This is a genomic window from Pseudomonas sp. Z1-29 (assembly GCF_051131995.1).
Taxonomy (GTDB): domain Bacteria; phylum Pseudomonadota; class Gammaproteobacteria; order Pseudomonadales; family Pseudomonadaceae; genus Aquipseudomonas.
The window spans coordinates 2,406,107-2,425,727 of the sequence record NZ_CP071645.1 but is presented as its reverse complement, the minus strand read 5'-3'; the positions used below and the strand labels follow the sequence as shown (position 1 = coordinate 2,425,727).

Below are 19,621 nucleotides of genomic sequence, written 5' to 3'. Positions count from 1 at the left end.
GAGCCTGCTCGAAGGCGCCAGCGCGTCGACATTGGCGTCGACTGACACGCCGCTTTCGCGAGCAGGCTCGCTCCCACACTGGGTTCGACCCGGCTCTCAGGCCGGTTGCATTTTCCTCGGCTCTGCAACCGCCGCCAGTTCAAACCGGTCCGCCAGGAACGGTGTGATGTCCAGCGGCAACGGCTCGTCGTTCACCAGTTTGTCCAACAGCACCCCGGTGATGGCCGAGGTCAGGATGCCGGTGCGAAAATGCCCGCAGGCGTTGAGGTAGCCCTCCACGCCGCGCATCGGCCCAAGGATCGGCAATTCATCCGGTGAGCCGGGACGCAGGCCGGCCCAGGTGCGTTTCAGGTTGATGTCGGCCAGTTGCGGGATACACCGCACCGCGCCTTGCACCAACCCCTCGATTTCGGGGTAGGTGGTGGTCACGTCGAACCCTTTGTCTTCCGTGGTGCTGCCGATCAGGATCTCGCCGTTGTCCTTCTGCGCCACATAACAATCGCTGGTGGTCAGGCATCCCCTGAGGATCTTCGGCAGGCGCTCGGTCAGCAGGATCTGCCCCTTGACCGGCTTGACCGGAATCCGCACGCCCGTCGCCTGCTCGCTCAAGTCCGCCGCCCAGGCGCCGGCAGCATTGATCAACGTCCGGCAGTTGAACGTGCCGGCTTCGGCGGTTTTCACCCCTGTCACCCGACTGCCGTCACGTAATACGTCAGTCACGTTGGTATTGAAAAACAGATCAACGCCATTCTGCCGCGCGCCCTCGGTGTAGGCGTCGGCCAGGCGGAACGGGCTGACCTGGTGGTCGCAGAGAAACTCCAGCGCACCCAAGGCCTCATGGCTGACACTCGGCTCGGCCTCGCGCAACGCCGCCTGGTCGAGCCAGCGCACCTGATCAGCCAGGTGGGGAATGCAGGCGACAATGTGTTCGGCGTAGGAGCGGTCCTCATCGTCATAGATCACGAACTTGAGCCCGGTCTCTTCAAACTTGAAATCCATGCCGTGACGCTCGATCAACTCGGCGTGCAATTGCGGGTACATCGCGTTGGACTGCAAGGCGAAATCAAAAAACGAGTCGGGCAGGATATGCGGCGTGCTGGCATCCACCGCCACGGCGGCGCCTTGGGCCTGGCGCTTGCGATCGGCCGACATCATGCGAAAAAAAATCACCCCACAGCCCAGCCCCACCGATTCGCCGATGGCCCACAGGCCGCCGGCCGACGCGCGGGTGGCGTTGCCTGGACGCTTGGCATCGATCAGGGCGATCTTCAGGTGCTTGCGCTTGGACAGTTGATAGGCGCAGGACGCTCCGATCACCCCTCCACCGGCGATCACTACGTCATAGTGCCTGATCATGGGATAGCGCCTCCGGGTCGTCGTTCTGGAACGCAGAGAAAGGAATCGGATCGATCGGAAAACGTGGCCGTAGCCAGCCCACATCGGTCCGTCCGGTAGCTTCGCGCAGGCGGTCGCTGCAGTAGCCGACACACAGGCGACCCTGGCAATCGCCCATGCTCACCCGGGTGCGCATTTTCAGGCTGGCCATGTCTTGCACGCCCTGTTCAAGGGCGCGGTCGATGTCCGCGCGGGTGGCGTGTTCGCAACGGCAGATCACCGTATCGGCGGCTGGCAGCGCGGTTTGCCCGGCGCCGCGCCGGGTGTAGCGATCAACAGCGGCGCGAAAACGAATGATCCGGTCCAATTGGGCCTGATAGCGCCTGCGGCGCCCCAGCGCCGTGGCCTCATCCAGGACATTACGCTGCAGCAGGACCGACAACGCCGCGATGCGCCCGCTCAACATGGCCGCTTCACCGCCGCGGATCCCGCCCATGTCGCCCGCCAGGTGGATATGCGCTTCGCTGCTGCGCTGCCAGGCATCGGACACGGCGCGCAGGTAGCCGTCCTCGCTGAAGCCATGGTCAAGCCCCATCTGCTGGCTCAACTGCGTGCGCGGAATAAACCCGTAGCCGACCGCCAGCGTCTCGGCCGGCAGCTGTTCGGCCTGTCCAAGGTCCGGTTTCCAGTCGGCGGAGTAAGGCGCAACGGTCACGCTGCTCAGTTCACCCTCGCCCTCGGCGCGCACCACGCCCCAACCATAGCGCACCCGGATGCGGTGCCGCTTGAGGTACGCCAGCATGCCCAGGCCATCGAGAAACAATTGCGGTTTGTTCAATAACGCCAGGCTTTCCTTGGCGATCCTGCCGAAGGCACAGGCTTCGTAGACACCCGCCACGGTGACGCCCGAGGCGTGCAGCTGGCAGGCCACCAAGGGCAGCAACGGGCCGGTGCCGGCAATCACCACCGGGCTCGGCGGCTTGACCACGCCACTCTTGATCTGCAATTGCAGGCCACCGAGCATCATCACCCCCGGCAGTGTCCAGCCGGGGAACGGCACACTGCGTTCATGACAACCGGCTGCCAGGATCAACTGGGAATAGGCCACTTCCCGCAAGCGCTCGTAGCCGTCCAGCAGCATCAGGGCCCGGAACCCCTCGGCACCGATGACCCGACTGCCCAGTCGCACATCAATCAGGCCGGCGTTGCGCTGGAATTCCCCATGGAGCTTTGCCAGGGCCTCACTGTAACGCGCCCCCAGGTAGTCCAGGCTCACGCCATCGCGCAACGGCCCGCGGTACACCACGCCGCCCAGGCGTGGCGCTTCTTCGAGCAGCGTGCAACGCAGACCATTGGCGGCCAGCTCGATGGCCGCCGCCATACCCGCCGGCCCGCCGCCGACAATCACCGGATCGAGGTTCATGGCGCCTCCGTTGCGGCGATGCGATTGGCCCGGGTTTCGATCTGCATGCCCGGTCGCACCAGCGTCTGGCAGGCCCGTCGCTTGTGGCGGCCATCGATCCTGACGAGGCAGCATTGGCAAATGCCCATGCCGCAGTAGGCACCGCTGACCTGGCCGTGGTCGTTGCGGGCCACCTGGCGTTGGCCCATGGCCTGGATGACGGTGAGTACGGTCTCACCCTCGGCGGCGTCGACAGTCTGGCCGTCCAGGCGAACGCTCATGTCGGCCCGTTTCAGCGGTTGAATATCAAATTTACGGCGTAGAACATTCTGGGAGTTGATCATGCGACTCATCCTTAAGGTTCAGTAGGTCTCGGCTCCTTGCGCCACTTGCCACCAGCTTCTCGTCAGTGCCCGCCAGCGACAGCGCGGCGGAACACAGCGAGGGACGCAGCATGATGGTGCGTGCCGGAATATGTTAGGGATTATTTGTGACGAAGTATTGATCCAGGCCAGGAAATGCATTTGCCGGCGCCCATGAACTTTTTTTCAGAAAGCCGACAGGTAATCTTTGGCAGAATGCTGCGCAATAGCTCCACTTCCCAACCGGTAACGCCCATGAACCGTATCCTGACCATCGAAGACGACGCCGTGACCGCCCGTGAAATCGTCGCCGAACTGACCCGCAACGGCCTGGACGTCGACTGGGTCGACAACGGCCGCGAGGGCCTGGAACGGGCTGTCAGCGGTGACTATGACCTGATCACTCTCGACCGCATGCTGCCCGAACTCGACGGCCTGGTGATCGTCACCCAGCTGCGCAGCATGGGCGTGGCCACGCCGATCCTGATGATCAGCGCCCTCTCCGATGTCGACGAGCGGGTGCGTGGCCTGCGGGCCGGTGGCGACGATTACCTGACCAAGCCGTTCGCCACCGACGAAATGGCCGCCCGGGTCGAAGTGCTGCTGCGCCGCAACAACGGCGCCCGCGAGCCGGAAACCGTGCTGCGGGTGGCGGACCTGGAGCTGAACTTGATCAGCCGCGAGGCCAGCCGCAACGGCCAGTTACTGAGCCTGCTGCCCACCGAATACAAGTTGCTGGAATTTCTGATGCGCAACAGTGGCCAGATCCTCTCGCGCATGATGATTTTCGAAGAAGTCTGGGGTTATCACTTCGATCCGGGCACCAACCTGATCGACGTCCACATCGGTCGCCTGCGCAAGAAGATCGATCCGCCGGGCCTGGAACCGCTGATTCGCACGGTACGAGGCTCCGGCTATGTCATTGCTGAACCCCGCTAAGGGCTGGCGCTCCTCCAGCAGCCGCCTGCTGGCGCTGTACAGTTCGCTGTTCGTGATCTGGAGCGCGATCCTGATGGGGGTCATGTATTACGAGGTGTTCGGCTACCTCGACAGCCTCGCCAAGCATTCCCTGATGCAGCGCCAGCACCTGTTCGCGCGCATCCATGGCGAACAACTGGAAGACGCGCTCATGGCCAGCCTGTCGCTGGATGAACGCGGCGTCGACGCCTACGGCCTGTTCGACCCGCAGCTGCGCCATCTGAGCGGGCGGATCCAGCGCATCCCCGCCGACCTGCCGCTGGACGGCAAGATCCATATGCTCGGTGGCTGCGTCGACTCCGACGACCCGATGATCCCCTCCGACAGTTGCGACGCGGTCGCGACCCGGACCCAGGACGGCCGCTGGCTGGTATTGGCGCGGGACAACGGCTCGCTGTTCGCCGTGACCCGCATCATCCTGCACGCGCTGCTCTGGGGGGTCTCGTTGACTATCCTGCCGGGCATCGCCGGCTGGCACCTGTTGCGACGTCGACCGCTGCGGCGTATCCGCGCCTTGCAGGCCAGCGCGGAAGCCATCGTCGCCGGCGACCTGACCCATCGCCTGCCGCTGTCGAGCCGTCGCGATGAACTGGACATGCTGGCAGCCATCGTCAATGCCATGCTCGATCGCATCGAACGGCTGATGAATGAGGTCAAGGGCGTCTGCGACAACATCGCCCATGACTTGCGCACCCCGCTGACGCGCCTGCGTGCCCAACTCTATCGCATCCAGCAGGAGGCCGCGGACGGCTCCCCGGAAGCGTTGCAGATGGATCAGGTGATCGCCGAGACCGATACGCTGATGGCGCGGTTTCGCGGTCTGTTGCGGATTTCGGAACTGGAGGACCAGCAGCGCCGCTCCGGTTTCGTGCGTCTGGATCCGTTGCAGTTGTTGCAGGAACTGCATGACTTCTATCTGCCGCTGGCCGAGGAACGCGAGCTGGTGTTCAAGCTGGAAGTGCCCGACACCCTGCCCTTGCTCAACGGTGACCGGGCATTGTTGTTCGAGGCGGTGTCGAACCTGTTGAGCAACTCGATCAAATTCACCCCATCGGGCGGCGAGGTGATCTTGCGGGGCGTCGACCAGGGCGACAGCAGCCGCATCGAAGTGCTCGACTCAGGCCCTGGCATTCCCGAGGCGGAACGCAAGGCGGTGTTCCGGCGCTTCTACCGCGCCGAGGGCAGCAGCCAGCACGGCGGCTTCGGCCTGGGCCTGTCGATCGTCGCGGCGATTGTCACGCTGCACGGGTTTACGCTGGAGGTGGATCGCAGCGAGCTGGGCGGGGCGCGGTTGGCGCTGGATTGTCGGGCGACGTTGCTTTGATTACGCAGTCCCATTGATGACGCGGTCTCCGTGGCGAGGGAGCTTGCTCCCGCTCGGCTGCGCAGCAGCCGCAAGCTGTTAAACGCGATGTGCCTGGGGACTGTCGATTCTACAGGTTTGGGATCGCTGCGCGATCCAGCGGGAGCAAGCTCCCTCGCCACGGGGGATCGCGTCGGTCTTATGGATCAGGCTGGATCGCTGCGATGCAGCGGCGTGTTGTACAGCTCATAACGCAGTTCATCGATCAGCTTGTTCAAGCCTTCTTCGGAGCGGATGCTGTCGACGCTCATGCCGCTCACCACCAGGTCGACCTCGCCGCTTTCCTGGCGGTACAGGCGAATGGTCAGGGTGCCGTCGCCGTTGAGGCTGCATTCACAGGCCAGTGGCGCAAAGCTTTGCTCGAGACGGGTACGTAACGGAGCCAGATGGGTCATCTGTGTACCTCAGCTTCGAAGTCGCAAATGACCGGTGGCCGGCCTCCTGGCTCCCATAGACGTCCTGTCGATCTCACACTTGAAGGGTTTGCTGCACATCGGGGCGTATTCCTTGACTGTTTCGTGGGGACGCGGCGTTCAACAGCAATGCCGCACCCCTCCAGCCTAGGGAGGTTATAGCCCGCGCAAAACCTGAATTTGCACCAGAATACCAGGTGCATTTGCACTGGCTATCATGGTGCCTTTATCCGCCATTCGTTCGCGAACAAGCCCCGCTCCCGCGCCCAGACAATCGCCTCGCTACGACTATGGACGTCGAGTTTCGAATACAGCGTCGCCACGTGATTGCGCACGGTGTTGGGGGCCAGTTTCAAGCGCGCGGCGATTTCCTTGTCCGCCAGACCCTCGCAAATCAGCCCCAGTACGTCACGTTCGCGGGCGGTCAGCTCGGTGAAAGAAGTCGTCGGGGTCTGCGCATTGATGCTCTTCACATTGGCCAGCTTTTCGATCAGGGTGCGGCTGAACCACGACGCGTCCTTCATCACCTCTTCGATGGCTGCTACCAGCTCCAGCTCCGAGCGCTTGCGTTCGGTGATATTCATCAGCACCAGCAGGAAACATGGCTTGTCCTGGATGATGACGGTATCGGCCGCCACTTCGCAGTCGATCTGCTCCCCGCCTTTCTTGTGCACCTTGACGTCGACCCTGGACACGGTGGCAGTCTTTTCCAGGCGCCCGAACAACGTCGCCGCCGCTTCCTTCTCGAGGAAGCCGATCTCCTCCACGGTCTTGCCCAACAGCTCTTGGCTGGCATAACCCGTCGCCTGGAGGAAGGCCTCGTTGATTTCCGCCAGTTGCAGCTCGGCGCTACAGATCAGCGTCGGCACCGGTGACAGCCGGAACGACTTGGCAAAACGCTCCTCGCTCTGGCGCAGCGCCGTTTCGGCCTTGCGCCGCGGCTCCATGTCCATGAACGAAAACAGCATGCAGTCTTCATCGTGGAGGTCCAGCGGCTGGCCAGCGACGATCACCTGTTTGCTGGTGCCATCGGGCAAGCGCAGTTCGGCCTGCATCTGCGGGATGGTCGCGCCCTGCCCCAGGCGCTCGACGGCTAGGTCGCGCTTTTCGGCAGCCTCGAGCACATCCAGTTCATAAACCGAACGCCCGATCACCTCTTCGCGGCTGTAGCCGGTCATTTCCAGGAAACCCGCGTTGACCTTGATATAGCGCAAATCGCTGAGACGGCAGATCACCGCTGGTGCCGGGTTGGCGCCAAAGGTTTTCTCGAAGCGCTGTTCGGCGCTGGCCCATTCCGTGGCATCGCTGAGAATCAGCACCAGGTATTCCGGCTCGTCGTTGCGGTCGGTCAGCACCATGCTGCGGATGCGGTGCACCCAGGTGCGGTCCGGATCGGCCACCGGCGTCACCTCCACCAGCACATCGCTGAATTCGTCGCCGCGGGCCACGCGGGCGATGGGATAGTTGTCTTCGGGGAGCGAATGGTTGTTGCGATAACGCAAATTGAAACGCCGGGCGTACTCCTTGGCGTTGGTGCCCAACTCGCCAAGCTCCTCGACTCCGTGCATGGTCAAGGCCGCTTCGTTGGCCCAGGCAATCGTCTGGTCGACTTCGATCAGCATCACGCCATCCGATAGCCCGGCGATGATCTGCAGCAGTTGGCGGCGATTGGTATCGGTGCTCGGGACTTCCAGATTCATTGGATCTCCGTGGGGGTCAGAAACGCATGGAGGTTACGACTCCTGCACGCGTGACGCGTTCCCTGTGCAGGAAACGGCTTTCTTCTGCGGGTCATTGCTGTTCGGCGGCCGTGTCGATGCTCACCACCACCGACATCCCTGGCCGCAGGCGTTCACTTTCGGGCTGGTCCGGATCCACGGTGATGCGAACCGGAACGCGCTGGGCAATCTTGACGAAATTGCCGGTGGCGTTGTCGGCCTGCAGCAGGCTGAACTCGGAACCGGTGGCCGGGGAAATGCGTTCGACATGCCCCTGGAAGCGGCGATGGCCGAGGGCATCCACGGTGAAGCTTGCCGGCTGACCGACCCGTACCTTGTCCATCTGGGTTTCCTTGAGGTTGGCGATCACCCACTTCTGGTTCGGCACCAGCGCCATCAACTGCGCTCCGGAATTGACGTAGGCGCCCAGGCGCACGCCGATCTGCCCCAGCTGACCGTCCCGTGGCGCCAACACGCGCGTGTTGGACAGGTCGATGCGCGCCAGTTGCACCGCCGCCTCGGCGCTGGCGACAGCCGCTTCCAGGGAGCCGCGGTTGACGATGACGGTTTGCCGGTCCTGACGGGCAATTTCCAGGCTGGCCTGGGCCTGGGCGACGGCCGCGGTGGCTTGGGCGCTGGCGGCGCGACTGATATCCAGTTCACGCCTGGACACCGAACCGTCCTTTATCAACGCCTCGTTGCGGCGCAGGTCGGCGGCGGCTTTGTGGGCCTGGGCCTGGCTGTCGGCCAGCGCGGCCTGGCGCAGCTTGATGCTCGCCTCGGCGCTGTTGCGCTGCTGTACGACGTTGGCCAGGGCCGCCTGTTGCACCGCCAGTTGCGCCAGCGCCTGGTCGAGCCGTTGCCGGTAGATGCGGTCATCCAGGCGCACCAGCAGATCGCCGGCCTTGACGAACTGGAAGTCCTGCACCGGGACTTCATGGACATAACCACTGAGCTGCGGCCCGATGATCGTCACCTGCCCGCGCACCAGAGCATTCTCGGTGGTTTCCACGGCGCTGCTGAACGGCGGCAATTGCCAGGCATAAAGCACCACCAGCACGCCGACGATCGCCACTGCGGCGAATCCGAGGGATGAAAGCATCCGCACTCGCAGGGAGCGCGGTTTTGTCGCCGGAGCGGCAGGAGGCGCCTGGTCTTCCGGCGTATCGGCGATGGCATTGGTGGTCGTGGTGGTCGGCTCGGTCATGAAGAGGTGGCACCGCTGGGTTGTGTCGAAGGGGCAGGCGCTGCGGCGGCGGGCTGGGTGGTGCTCATCAGCCACAGGGCACGAATGGAAATCCAGATCATGGTCAGCACGGCGATCACCGCGATCAGCATGAACACATCGTTATAGGCAAGTATGTTGGCTTCGCGGGTAGCGGCCGTGGCGAGGCTGCGAAGGCCTTGCAGGTGACGCAGGCCCGGATCGGCAATCAGCGAACCCACCGCCGAGCCGCCGCTGTCCACCCGCGCGGCGACGCGAGGGTCGAACTGACTCAGGTTCTCCACCAGATGGCTGGAATGGAATTTCTCGCGTACTACCTGGAACGTGCCGAGCACCGCAGCCCCCACCAGGCCGCCGAGGCTCTGGCAGATCCCGAACAGCACGGAAAAACTCACCAGGTTTCGCGGGTTGGTCAGCACATTGCGTACCCCCAGGATCATCGTCGGCCCGAGGAAGAACGTGCTGCCGAACGCCAGCAGGAACTGGCTGAAATACATGTTTTGCGGACGGCTCAGGTTGTTCGAATAACTGTCCATCACCGACCCCGTGGCCATCAACGCCAGGGAAATGATCAGCGGCATGAACAGGTGCGCCGGGTTGATGGTCAGCGCGCTGGTCACCAGCCCGGCAATACTGCCGATCAGCATCACCACGTAAAGGCTGTGCATCTGCTGGCTGCTCATGTTCAGCGCTTGCAGGAAACCCACCGCCCCGGTGGACTGTTCCGAGGTCACCATGCGTATCAGAATCACCGCCAGGGCCAGGCGGATCATCACCCCGCTGCCGAGCCAACGCGTCATCAGCATCGGATTGCTGCGGTTATGTTCGATCGCCAGGCCCGCGAGGATCAAGACGATGGAAGCCGCCGAGGCCACGCCGATCCATGGGGCTTCCAACCACCAGTCAATGCGCCCCAGCGACAACACCGCGCACAGCAAGGCGACGCCGCTGGCGAGCACGGTGAAAGTCAGGAAGTCGAGTTTTTCAAAGGTCTTGAAGCGATCGCCGGGCGGCAACTTGAGCAGCAGCACGCAGCCCAGCGACAGCAGCGCCATGCCCAGTTCGAACAGGTACAAGCCGCGCCATTCGGCGATTTGCAGCAGGTCTTCAGAGAACAGCCGGGCCATTGGCAAGGCCAGTTGCGAAGTGCCCAGGCCCAACACCAGCGCCTTGAGCCGCCACTTGGCCGGGAAAGCCTGGACCATATAATACAGGCCCAGGGAGCTGAGGGCCGCACCCACCATGCCATGGGCCGCACGCACGGCGATCGCCGAGTTCAGGTCGTTGACGAACAGATGGCCGAAGGTCACCAGGGCGTAGAGCGCCAGGAACACTTCGGTGAACGCGCGCAAGCCGAACTGCTGGCGAAATTTCACCAGCAGCAGGTTCATCGAGACGTTGGTCATGACGTAGGCCGCGGGCAACCAGGCCATCTCCGCCGTGGTGGCGCCCAGGGACCCCTGCAGATAAGGCAGATTGGCGATCACCAGCGAATTGCCCAACCCCCCGGTCAACGCCACCAGCACGCCAACCAGCGCGTAGGCAAGCCGCTTGGGCGTGGGATGCAACGGCGTCGAGGGCGAACCGGGCAGCGTCGGCCGTTCGTGCGGCTGCCAGGCGCGCGGGGTGTAATGATCCATTCAAAAACCTTGCGGGAACATAGCGACAATAGGTCGCTGGAAACTTTCCAGATGCCTGTTCGACGACAAGGAGCGTCAAGAAGTGCCGCAGACGCTTTCGTGGCGAGGGAGCTTGCTCCCGCTGGGCTGCGCAGCAGCCCCATCACTGAGAACTCGGTGCCGCTGATGCGGAATCTTCAAGAGGGGCTGCTACGCAGCCAGCGGGAGCAAGCTCCCTCGCCACGGATCGAGATGGTTCAGGCGTCGCTGGCAGGGCCTGCCGCTTTCGAGCGGGCGCGATCCTTGGCGGCCTTGGCCTCGGCGGCGAGGCACTCCAGGCAGAACTGCTCGGCGTAAGACATCAGGATTTCGGTAGTATCGCCCTTGATCGTACGCGAGCCCGCAAGAATGTAGCGCATGCGTTTTTCAGTGACGCCGATGCGCAAGGCAATCCAGGCCGGCGTCTGGCCGATGCGGTCGACGAGTTTGTTGGCGTATTCGGTGGAGTGGTTGTAGCGCTCGGCATTGGGAAACATGAGGAGGGTCCATGGAAGGGAATCAAAGCAGGGCGGCAGGTTACTCCTTTTTGCGCTGGCAGCCTGTGTTTGTGCCTGTTCGATGACTGGAAACGCCGCCGATGCTTTGTGGCGAGGGAGCTTGCTCCCTCGCCACAAAGCTTTATAGGCTGGCCCATTCGACTAATGTCTTAGACCAGTCATCGCACAACCCGATCTGCTCGCAGCTATTCTTCAGACCGCAGCATGCCTCACAGCGAAGCCCTTCCAGCCTAAGGTGCGCCCATAACCCCACGAGATGCCCACCCATCAGCGGCTATCGGGAAGCAAAATTCGAAGTAATGGCCAGTTGACAAGAATCACCCGCCACCAAATAATCCCTGCCATGTTGTACGACGACGTATAACAGATAAAAACAACAAAAAAGCAAGGGAGCGTCAGAGTGAGCACACGTGTCCGTTTTTCGCCCAAGAACCGTCCAACCCGTCCTTTTTCCCCATCGAATGTCGCCCTGGGCCTGATCAGTTGCAGCAGCCTGGCCATGTTCCTGCCCATGACTGCCAGCGCCGCAGGTTTTGTCGATGACGCCAAAGCCACGCTGAATCTGCGCAACGCCTATTTCAACCGCAACTTCGTCAACGACGCCGCCGCCCAAGGCAAGGCCGAGGAATGGACTCAAAGCTTCATCCTCGACGCCAAGTCCGGTTTCACCCAGGGCACGGTCGGTTTCGGCGTGGACGTGCTCGGCCTGTACTCGGTCAAGCTCGACGGCGGTCGTGGCACCGCCGGCACGCAGTTGCTGCCGGTGCACGACGACGGTCGTCCGGCCGATGACTTTGGTCGTTTGGGCGTGGCCCTCAAGGCCAAGGTCTCGAAGACTGAATTGAAAGTCGGCGAGTGGATGCCGGTGCTGCCGATCCTGCGTTCCGACGACGGCCGCTCCCTGCCGCAAACCTTCCAGGGCGGCCAGGTCACTTCCACCGAGATCAACGGCCTGAGCCTCTATGGCGGTCAGTTCCGTGGCAACAGCCCGCGCAACGACGCGAGCATGGAAGACATGTCGATGAACGGCCGCGGTGCCTTCACTTCGGACCGTTTCAACTTCGGCGGCGGCGAATACGCCTTCAACGAAAAACGCACCCAGGTCGGCGTCTGGTACGCGGAACTGTCCGACATCTACCAGCAGCAATATTTCAACCTGACCCACAGCCAACCCATGGGCGACTGGACCCTGGGCGCCAACCTGGGCTACTTCACCGGCAAGGAAGACGGCAGCGCCCTGGCCGGCGATCTCGACAACAAGACCGCGTTCGCCATGCTCTCCGCCAAGTACGGCGGCAACACCTTCTATGTCGGCCTGCAGAAAGTCGGCGGCGATGACGCCTGGATGCGCGTCAACGGCACCAGCGGCGGGACCCTGGCGAACGACAGCTACAACTCCAGCTACGACAACGCCAAGGAAAAATCCTGGCAACTGCGCCATGACTTCAACTTCGCCGCCGTCGGCGTGCCGGGCCTGACCCTGATGAACCGCTATATCAGCGGTGACAACGTGCACACCGCCACCGTCGATGACGGCAAGGAATGGGGCCGCGAGACCGAGCTGGCTTATACCGTGCAGAGCGGTGCGCTGAAGAGCCTTAACGTAAAATGGCGTAACGCATCGATTCGTCGCGACTTCAGCACCAACGAATTCGACGAGAACCGGATCTTCATCAGCTACCCGATTTCGCTGCTGTAACGGAAGGATTCAGCCTGGGCGCATCCCATGGCAATCTACGGCAAGGACGCCGTTCCAGAGCGGTTCGTCGATCAAACGTTGACAAGGCAGCAGAAGGATAAGGATATTCGCCCTCGGTCGTACGACAACTTATAACAACTGTACCTCTCACTGTTTGCTCAGGTAATGCCATGACCACGACACAGATTCGCCACCCTTTCAATCGCTTGCTGTTGACCGGCGCCGCCGGCGGCCTTGGCAAAGTCTTGCGCGAACGCCTCAAGCCTTACGCCCGCCATATTCGCCTGTCGGACATCGCCAACATGGCACCGGCCATCGACGAAAGCGAAGAAGTGGTGCCCTGCGACCTGTCGGATAAACAGGCCGTGCACCAGTTGGTGGAAGGCGTCGACGCCATCCTGCATTTTGGCGGTGTGTCGGTCGAGCGTCCGTTCGAAGAGATCCTCGGCGCCAACATCAGCGGCGTGTTCCATATTTATGAAGCCGCGCGCAAGCACGGCGTCAAGCGCGTGATCTTCGCCAGTTCCAACCACGTCATCGGTTTCTACAAGCAGGACCAGACCCTCGACGCCCTCTCCCCTCGCCGTCCGGATGGCTACTACGGCCTGTCCAAGTCCTACGGCGAAGATATGGCCAGTTTCTACTTCGATCGCTACGGCATCGAGACCGTGAGCATCCGCATCGGCTCGTCATTCCCGGAACCACAGAACCGCCGGATGATGAGCACCTGGCTGAGCTTCGACGACCTCACCCAACTGATCGAATGCTCGCTCTACACCCCGAAGGTCGGACACACCGTGGTCTACGGCATGTCCGCCAACCGCGACGTCTGGTGGGACAACAGCCACGCCGCGCACCTGGGCTACCAGCCCAAGGACACCTCGGAAATCTTCCGCGCCAAGGTCGAAGCCCAGCCGATGCCGGCCGAAGATGACCCGGCCAGGATCTACCAGGGCGGCGCCTTTGTTGCCGCTGGCCCGTTCGACAACTGATTCGCCTGTTTCATGGGATACACACGAACCAAGGAATCGCCATGCAAGCCGAATTGATTGTCGACGCACGCAATGCCGTCGGGGAAAGCCCGGTGTGGGTCCCCGAGGAAAATGCCCTCTATTGGGTGAACATCCCCAGCGGCGGCCTGCAACGCTGGAACGCCAGCACTGGAAAAATCCAGGGCTGGGAAGCACCGGAAATGCTCGCCTGCATTGCCCGTCACCAGGACGGCGGCTGGGTCGCGGGCATGGAAAGCGGTTTCTTCCGTCTGCAGCCCAATGACGATGGCAGCCTGGACAGCGAGCTGTGCGCCAGCGTGGAGCACAGCCGTACCGACATGCGCCTCAACGATGGCCGCTGCGATCGCCAGGGCCGTTTCTGGGCCGGCAGCATGGTGCTGAACATGGGCGCCAACGCCGACGAAGGCCGGATGTACCGATATGACGCCGGGCAACGCAGCCCGGTCGAGGCACAGCTCAGCGGTTTCATCGTACCCAACGGCCTGGGCTTCAGCCCCGACGGAAGGACGATGTATCTCTCCGATTCGCACCCGTTGAGCCAGCAGATCTGGGCCTTCGACTACGACATCGACAGTGGCACCCCGTCCAACCGGCGGCTGTTCGTCGACATGATGCCCCTGGCCGGACGCCCGGACGGCGCGGCGGTGGATGCCGACGGTTGCTACTGGATCTGCGCGAATGACGCCGGGCTGATTCACCGCTTCACCCCGGACGGTCGCCTCGACCGTTCGCTGGAAGTGCCGGTGAAAAAACCGACCATGTGCGCCTTCGGCGGAAGCCAGCTCGATACCCTCTTCGTCACCTCGATCCGTCCGGGTGACGACAATGATCCGCAATCCCTGGCCGGCGGCGTGTTCGCCCTCAATCCCGGCGTCAAGGGCCTGGCTGAACCTGCTTTCGGAGGACGGAAACACTCCGCGAACTGATCCGTTTTGCCGCTTCACATCGATAGACATAAAAACAACAACACTGGAGATTGACCATGAATTTCAAACGCACGCTTCTGATCGCGGCCCTGCCCCTGGCCTTCCTGGCCCAGGCGGCACACGCTGAACTCACCCTGAAAATCGCCGACATCCACCCCAAGGGCTACCCGACCGTAGTCGCCGAGGAGTCCATGGGTAAAGCCCTGGAAGCGCAGAGCAAGGGCGAACTGAAGTTCAAGTACTTCCCGGGTGGCGTACTGGGTTCTGAAAAGGAAGTCATCGAGCAGATGCAAGCCGGCGCGATCCAGATGTCTCGCGTCAGCCTGGGCATTGTCGGCCCTGTGGTGCCGGACGTGAACGTCTTCAACATGCCGTTCATCTTCCGCGACCAGGCCCACATGCGCGCCGTCATCGACGGCGACGTGGGCGACGCGATCCTCGACCGGATCACCAAATCCGAATTCGGCCTGGTGGCCCTGGCCTGGATGGACGGCGGCACCCGCAACCTCTACACCAAGAAACCGGTGCGCAAGCTCGAAGATCTGAAGGGCATGAAGATTCGCGTCCAAGGCAACCCGATGTTCATCGAGACCTTCAACGCCATGGGCGCCAACGGTATCGCCATGGACACCGGCGAGATCTTCAGCGCCCTGCAGACCGGCGTGATCGACGGCGCGGAAAACAACCCGCCGACCATGCTTGAGCACAACCACTACCAGAACGCCAAGTTCTACAGCCTGACCGGCCACCTGATCCTGCCTGAGCCGATCGTGATGTCGAAAATCACCTGGGACAAGCTCACGCCGGAGCAACAGGACATGGTGAAAAAAGCCGCCAAGGCAGCCCAGGCTGAAGAGCGCGTGCTGTGGGACAAGAAGTCCGCCGCCAGTGAAGAAAAACTCAAGGCCGCCGGCGTCGAGTTCATCACCGTCGACAAAAAACCCTTCTATGACGCCACCGCGCCGATCCGGGCCAAATACGGTGCTCCGTACGCCGACCTGATCAAGCGCATCGAGGCTGTCCAGTAAGACCCTCTTAATCTGTACTCATGAAAAGGCTGGGCGCGCCTGCGGTTAAAAGGCGCGCCCAGTTACGGTGGAACCCGATGAAGAATTTGCTGCTGCGTATCAACGACACGATTTACATGACTTGCATCTGGGTGGCCGGCCTCTCTGTCCTGGCAGTTGCGCTGATGATTCCCTGGGGTGTGTTTGCCCGTTACGTGCTCGGCTCAGGCTCGAGCTGGCCGGAGCCCACCGCCATCTTGCTGATGATCGTGTTCACTTTCATCGGTGCAGCTGCCAGCTACCGCTCCGGCTCGCACATGGCCGTGGATATGGTCACCAGCCGCATGCCTCCGCACTTGCAAACCTTGGCTTCGGTTTTCACGCAACTGTTGATGGCGGCGGTATGCATTTTCATGACTGTCTGGGGCGCCAAGCTGTGCATGACCACCTGGAACCAGTTCATGAGCGCCATCCCTACCCTGCGCGTTGGCATCACTTACATGCCGATCCCGATCGGTGGGTTCCTGACCCTTATTTTTGTCCTGGAAAAACTCTTGCTGGGTGATCAAAGCAAGCGTCGGGTCGTGCAGTTCGACCTGGTTGAAGAAAACGAAGGTGCCGTTTAATGGACGCTCTGATTCTGCTGGGCAGTTTTTTGCTGTTGATCCTGATCGGCATGCCGGTCGCCTACGCGCTGGGCGCTGCCGCCCTGATCGGGGCGTGGTGGATCGATATTCCGTTCCAGGCCATGATGATTCAGGTAACGGGCGGGGTGAATAAATTCTCGTTGCTGGCCATTCCGTTCTTCGTCCTGGCCGGCGCGATCATGGCCGAGGGCGGCATGTCCCGCCGATTGGTGGCATTCGCCAGTGTGTTGGTAGGCTTCGTGCGCGGTGGCCTGTCTTTGGTCAACCTCGTGGCCTCGAGTTTTTTTGGCGCGATCTCCGGCTCCTCGGTGGCCGATACCGCCTCGGTCGGCTCGGTGCTGATCCCGGAAATGACACGCCGGGGCTATCCGCGTGAATACGCCACCGCCGTCACTGTCAGTGGTTCGGTACAAGCGCTGCTGACACCGCCCAGCCACAACGCGGTGCTGTACTCCCTCGCCGCTGGCGGCACCGTCTCCATTGGTTCGCTGTTCATGGCCGGCATCGTCCCCGGCATCATGATGAACCTGTGCCTGATGGCGCTGTGCCTGGTTTTTGCGAAAAAGCGCAATTACCCCAAGGGCGAAGTGATTCCGCTCAAGCAAGCGTTAAAGATCTGCAAGGAAGCCATGTGGGGCATGATGACCCTGTTCATCATCCTTGGCGGCATTCTCTCGGGTGTGTTCACCGCCACCGAATCGGCCGCCATTGCCGTGGTGTGGGCATTCTTCGTGACCATGTGCATCTATCGCGACTACAAGTGGAGCGAGTTGCCGAAACTGATGCACCGTACGGTACGCACCATCTCCATCGTGATGATCCTGATCGGCTTCGCCGCCAGCTTCGGCTACATCATGACGCTGATGGAAATCCCGGCGAAGATCACCACCGCGTTCCTGACCCTTTCGGACAACCGCTACGTGATCCTGATGTGCATCAACGTGATGTTGCTGCTGCTGGGCACCGTGATGGACATGGCGCCGCTGATCCTGATCCTGACGCCGATCCTGATGCCAGTGATCGTGGGCATCGGTGTGGACCCGGTGCAGTTCGGCATGATCATGCTGGTGAACCTGGGTATCGGCCTGATCACACCTCCGGTGGGCGCGGTACTGTTCGTCGGTTCCGCCATCGGCAAGGTGAGCATCGAAAGCACCGTCAAGGCCCTGCTGCCGTTCTACGCCATGCTGTTCCTGGTCCTGCTGTTGGTGACCTACGTTCCTGCCATTTCGCTGTGGCTGCCGAATCTGGTGTTGTAACCCCAACAGTGAGCAAGCCCTCTTGTGGCGAGGGAGCTTGCTCCCGCTGGACTGCGCAGCAGGCCCCTGCGGTGTCAATCGGGGCGTCTGCTTCGCAGCCGAGCGGGAGCAAGCTCCCTCGCCACAAAAGCTTTCAGCCCTTACAAAAAAGACGCCGCCATGACACCACCTCTCCTTCACCTCGAAGACGAACTCACCCGCCTCACCCTGGCCCCGCACCTTGGCGCCAGTCTCGTTGAATGGACATTGCGCAGCAGCGGAGCTCCGCTGCTGCGCCCGCCCGCACCACAAGCGCTGGAAAACCGCCTGCCAGGAAAACTCGGCTGCTTCCCGTTGATCCCCTGGTCGAACCGGATCGCCCAAGGCGGTTTCGATTGCCCGGGCGGCTGGCTCGCCCTGGAAGCCAACAGCCCCAACGATCCCTTTCCGATCCATGGCAGTGCCTGGCAGCAGCCCTGGCAGGTCACAGAACGGACCGACCAGGAAGTCTTGCTGCAGCTGGACAGCCAAACCCCGTTCGCCTATTGCGCCAGCCTGCGCATCCGCCTCAGTGGCGGCCAATTGCAGATAGCGCTGCACGTCACCCACATGGCCGAACAGGCCGCCTGGCATGGATTGGGGTTGCATCCATATTTGCCACGCACCGCCGGCACTCGCCTGCAAACCCGTGCCAGCGAAGTCTGGATGTGCGACGCCTCGAAACTGCCAACGGAACTGACGGGCGTACCCCCAGCGTGGGATTTCCAGCAACCTCGACTACTGCCCGACACTCTCGTCGATAACGGTTTCGGCGGTTGGGATGGGCAGTGTCTGATCCAGCAACCTGACTTGGGCTACGAACTGGAATGCCGCGCCAGCGGCAGCGAATATTTCCTGTTGTACTGCCCCGTCGGTCTGGATTTCTTCTGCATCGAACCGGTCAGCCATCCGGTCAACGCGCATCACCTGCCAGGACGGCCGGGGTTGCGCTTGCTGGAGCAAGGGCAGTCGGTGGCGTTGGGGTTTTCGATGCAGTGCCGGGAGTTATAAGCACCACGCGATCTACGTGGCGAGGGAGCTTGCTCCCGCTGGCCCGGTCCGACGCTTCGGGCGAAGCAGGCCCATCCATTATCAAGCCTGGCGTCTGCTTCGCAGCCGAGCGGGAGCAAGCTCCCTCGCCACAAAAGCCTTCTCCTGCGCTAAGCCCGCAACAACATGAACCCCGCCACCGCCAGACACACCCCGGCAAACCCCACCTGCAACGCCCGCGCTGGAACCTTCGCCGAGAAGCGTCGCCCCAAAATCATCCCGACGATGCTCGCCGCAATGAACGCCGCCCCTACCCGGTCGATGCTGACCCCGGCATGAAACGCGCCCACCACGCCGATCAACGAAATCAGGCTGATGACCATCAAGGAGGTGGCGACAATGCCGCGCATCTGCACGTCGGTCAGTTGCTTGAACGCCGGGACGATCAGGAAACCGCCACCCACCCCCAGCAGGCCCGAAACCATGCCCGTGACCGCGCCCAACGCCGACAGCGTGGCGGTGCAGCGGGCGGTCCAGGCCAGGCGCCCGGTCTGCTGATCCAGCATGCAGTTCTTCTGGCCCCAACTGGCCGCGCCGTGGTCGCTGGGTCCCGGCTGCGGGGTTTCTCGGCGCAGCATGCGCGCCGCCACCAGCACCATCAGCAGGCTGAACAGAATCATCAGGATTTTTTCTGAAAGCTGGTGGGCGAAATAGACACCCACCGGCGAGAACACCGCGCCCAGCAGCGCGATGAGCAAGGCCGCGCGGTAACGCACCAGCCCATGGCGCAACCCATCGATGGCGCCGACAGCTGCGGCGCTGCCCACCGCAAACAACGCCACCGGCGCGGCCTGGGTCATGCTCCAACCCAGGCCCAACACCAACGCCGGCACGGCCAGAATTCCGCCGCCCGCCCCTGTCAGGCCAAGGATCAGGCCCATGATCACACCAAAAAAACTTGCCAGTAACATAACCGTCTCTCAAGCCGCGCACGCCTGTTATCAGGCGTGATCGCATTTGCAGGACGCGGTGGCCCTCACTTAAGCTGCGGACCATATGTTGTAAGTCCCAAGCGTTGCAACCAGCTATT

18 protein-coding genes are annotated in these 19,621 nt (G+C 62.3%); 9 read left to right on the top strand and 9 right to left on the bottom strand.

Annotated features, from left to right (window positions below):
- Positions 1-96: 96 nt before the first annotated feature.
- Genes hcnC through hcnA form a run of 3 tightly spaced genes read right to left on the bottom strand, consistent with a single transcriptional unit; the run spans position 97 to position 3,081 of the window.
- Entirely contained in the window at positions 97-1,356 is a 1,260-nt protein-coding gene (gene hcnC, locus J3P84_RS11270; protein WP_434630199.1) for a cyanide-forming glycine dehydrogenase subunit HcnC, read from the bottom strand.
- Positions 1,340-2,758, bottom strand: coding sequence for a cyanide-forming glycine dehydrogenase subunit HcnB (gene hcnB / locus J3P84_RS11265; protein ID WP_434630197.1), 1,419 nt, complete (start codon positions 2,756-2,758; stop codon positions 1,340-1,342). The genes hcnC and hcnB overlap by 17 nt, the downstream gene beginning before the upstream one ends.
- A complete protein-coding gene (gene hcnA, locus J3P84_RS11260; RefSeq protein WP_434630195.1) occupies positions 2,755-3,081 on the bottom strand; it encodes a cyanide-forming glycine dehydrogenase subunit HcnA in 327 nt (108 codons plus the stop codon). Before hcnA ends, hcnB begins: the two co-directional genes overlap by 4 nt.
- A 273-nt stretch (positions 3,082-3,354) precedes the next feature.
- Here hcnA and J3P84_RS11255 point away from each other — a divergent pair, with 273 nt between their 5' ends.
- Together J3P84_RS11255 and J3P84_RS11250 are read left to right on the top strand one after the other, a co-directional pair.
- The gene (locus tag J3P84_RS11255) at positions 3,355-4,038 is read left to right on the top strand and encodes a response regulator transcription factor (RefSeq protein WP_305500352.1); all 684 of its coding nucleotides are present in this window, start codon (positions 3,355-3,357) and stop codon (positions 4,036-4,038) included.
- On the top strand, positions 4,016-5,401 hold the full coding sequence (locus J3P84_RS11250) for a sensor histidine kinase (protein ID WP_434630192.1): 1,386 nt from the start codon (positions 4,016-4,018) through the stop codon (positions 5,399-5,401). Before J3P84_RS11255 ends, J3P84_RS11250 begins: the two co-directional genes overlap by 23 nt.
- Positions 5,402-5,586: 185 nt before the next feature.
- Here the strand turns inward: J3P84_RS11250 and J3P84_RS11245 are convergent, their stop codons facing one another.
- From J3P84_RS11245 to J3P84_RS11225, 5 genes are all read right to left on the bottom strand, one after another.
- Positions 5,587-5,835, bottom strand: coding sequence for a DUF1652 domain-containing protein (locus J3P84_RS11245; protein WP_305500349.1), 249 nt, complete (start codon positions 5,833-5,835; stop codon positions 5,587-5,589).
- Between the two features lie 233 nt (positions 5,836-6,068).
- Positions 6,069-7,553 (bottom strand): PAS domain S-box protein, encoded by a 1,485-nt coding sequence (locus J3P84_RS11240; RefSeq protein ID WP_434630190.1) that lies wholly within the window; start codon positions 7,551-7,553, stop codon positions 6,069-6,071.
- Positions 7,554-7,644: 91 nt separating this feature from the next.
- Positions 7,645-8,778, bottom strand: coding sequence for an HlyD family secretion protein (locus J3P84_RS11235; protein ID WP_434630188.1), 1,134 nt, complete (start codon positions 8,776-8,778; stop codon positions 7,645-7,647).
- Positions 8,775-10,436 carry an MFS transporter gene (locus J3P84_RS11230; protein ID WP_434630186.1) on the bottom strand — a complete coding sequence of 554 codons (1,662 nt, stop codon included), beginning with the start codon at positions 10,434-10,436 and terminating at the stop codon, positions 8,775-8,777. The genes J3P84_RS11235 and J3P84_RS11230 overlap by 4 nt, the downstream gene beginning before the upstream one ends.
- Before the next feature lie 236 nt (positions 10,437-10,672).
- Positions 10,673-10,951, bottom strand: a complete 279-nt coding sequence (locus J3P84_RS11225; RefSeq protein WP_305500342.1) for a hypothetical protein — start codon at positions 10,949-10,951, stop codon at positions 10,673-10,675.
- Positions 10,952-11,372: 421 nt separating this feature from the next.
- Here J3P84_RS11225 and J3P84_RS11220 point away from each other — a divergent pair, with 421 nt between their 5' ends.
- The 7 genes from J3P84_RS11220 (at position 11,373) to J3P84_RS11190 (ending at position 18,552) form a co-directional block, all read left to right on the top strand.
- Positions 11,373-12,671, top strand: a complete 1,299-nt coding sequence (locus tag J3P84_RS11220; protein WP_434630184.1) for an OprD family porin — start codon at positions 11,373-11,375, stop codon at positions 12,669-12,671.
- A 170-nt stretch (positions 12,672-12,841) separates the two neighbouring features.
- On the top strand, positions 12,842-13,663 hold the full coding sequence (locus J3P84_RS11215; protein ID WP_434630182.1) for an NAD-dependent epimerase/dehydratase family protein: 822 nt from the start codon (positions 12,842-12,844) through the stop codon (positions 13,661-13,663).
- Positions 13,664-13,704: 41 nt separating this feature from the next.
- Entirely contained in the window at positions 13,705-14,610 is a 906-nt protein-coding gene (locus J3P84_RS11210) for an SMP-30/gluconolactonase/LRE family protein (protein WP_434630179.1), read from the top strand.
- Positions 14,611-14,666: 56 nt separating this feature from the next.
- Entirely contained in the window at positions 14,667-15,638 is a 972-nt protein-coding gene (locus J3P84_RS11205; protein ID WP_434630177.1) for a TRAP transporter substrate-binding protein, read from the top strand.
- 77 nt (positions 15,639-15,715) lie between these two features.
- Positions 15,716-16,243 carry a TRAP transporter small permease gene (locus J3P84_RS11200; RefSeq protein ID WP_434630175.1) on the top strand — a complete coding sequence of 176 codons (528 nt, stop codon included), beginning with the start codon at positions 15,716-15,718 and terminating at the stop codon, positions 16,241-16,243.
- Positions 16,243-17,523, top strand: coding sequence for a TRAP transporter large permease (locus tag J3P84_RS11195; RefSeq protein ID WP_434573451.1), 1,281 nt, complete (start codon positions 16,243-16,245; stop codon positions 17,521-17,523). Before J3P84_RS11200 ends, J3P84_RS11195 begins: the two co-directional genes overlap by 1 nt.
- A gap of 159 nt (positions 17,524-17,682) precedes the next feature.
- Positions 17,683-18,552 carry an aldose 1-epimerase gene (locus J3P84_RS11190; RefSeq protein ID WP_434630173.1) on the top strand — a complete coding sequence of 290 codons (870 nt, stop codon included), beginning with the start codon at positions 17,683-17,685 and terminating at the stop codon, positions 18,550-18,552.
- Positions 18,553-18,701: 149 nt separating this feature from the next.
- Here J3P84_RS11190 and J3P84_RS11185 read toward each other — a convergent pair whose 3' ends face one another.
- Positions 18,702-19,502, bottom strand: coding sequence for a sulfite exporter TauE/SafE family protein (locus J3P84_RS11185; RefSeq protein ID WP_434630171.1), 801 nt, complete (start codon positions 19,500-19,502; stop codon positions 18,702-18,704).
- Between the last annotated feature and the right edge of the window lie 119 nt (positions 19,503-19,621).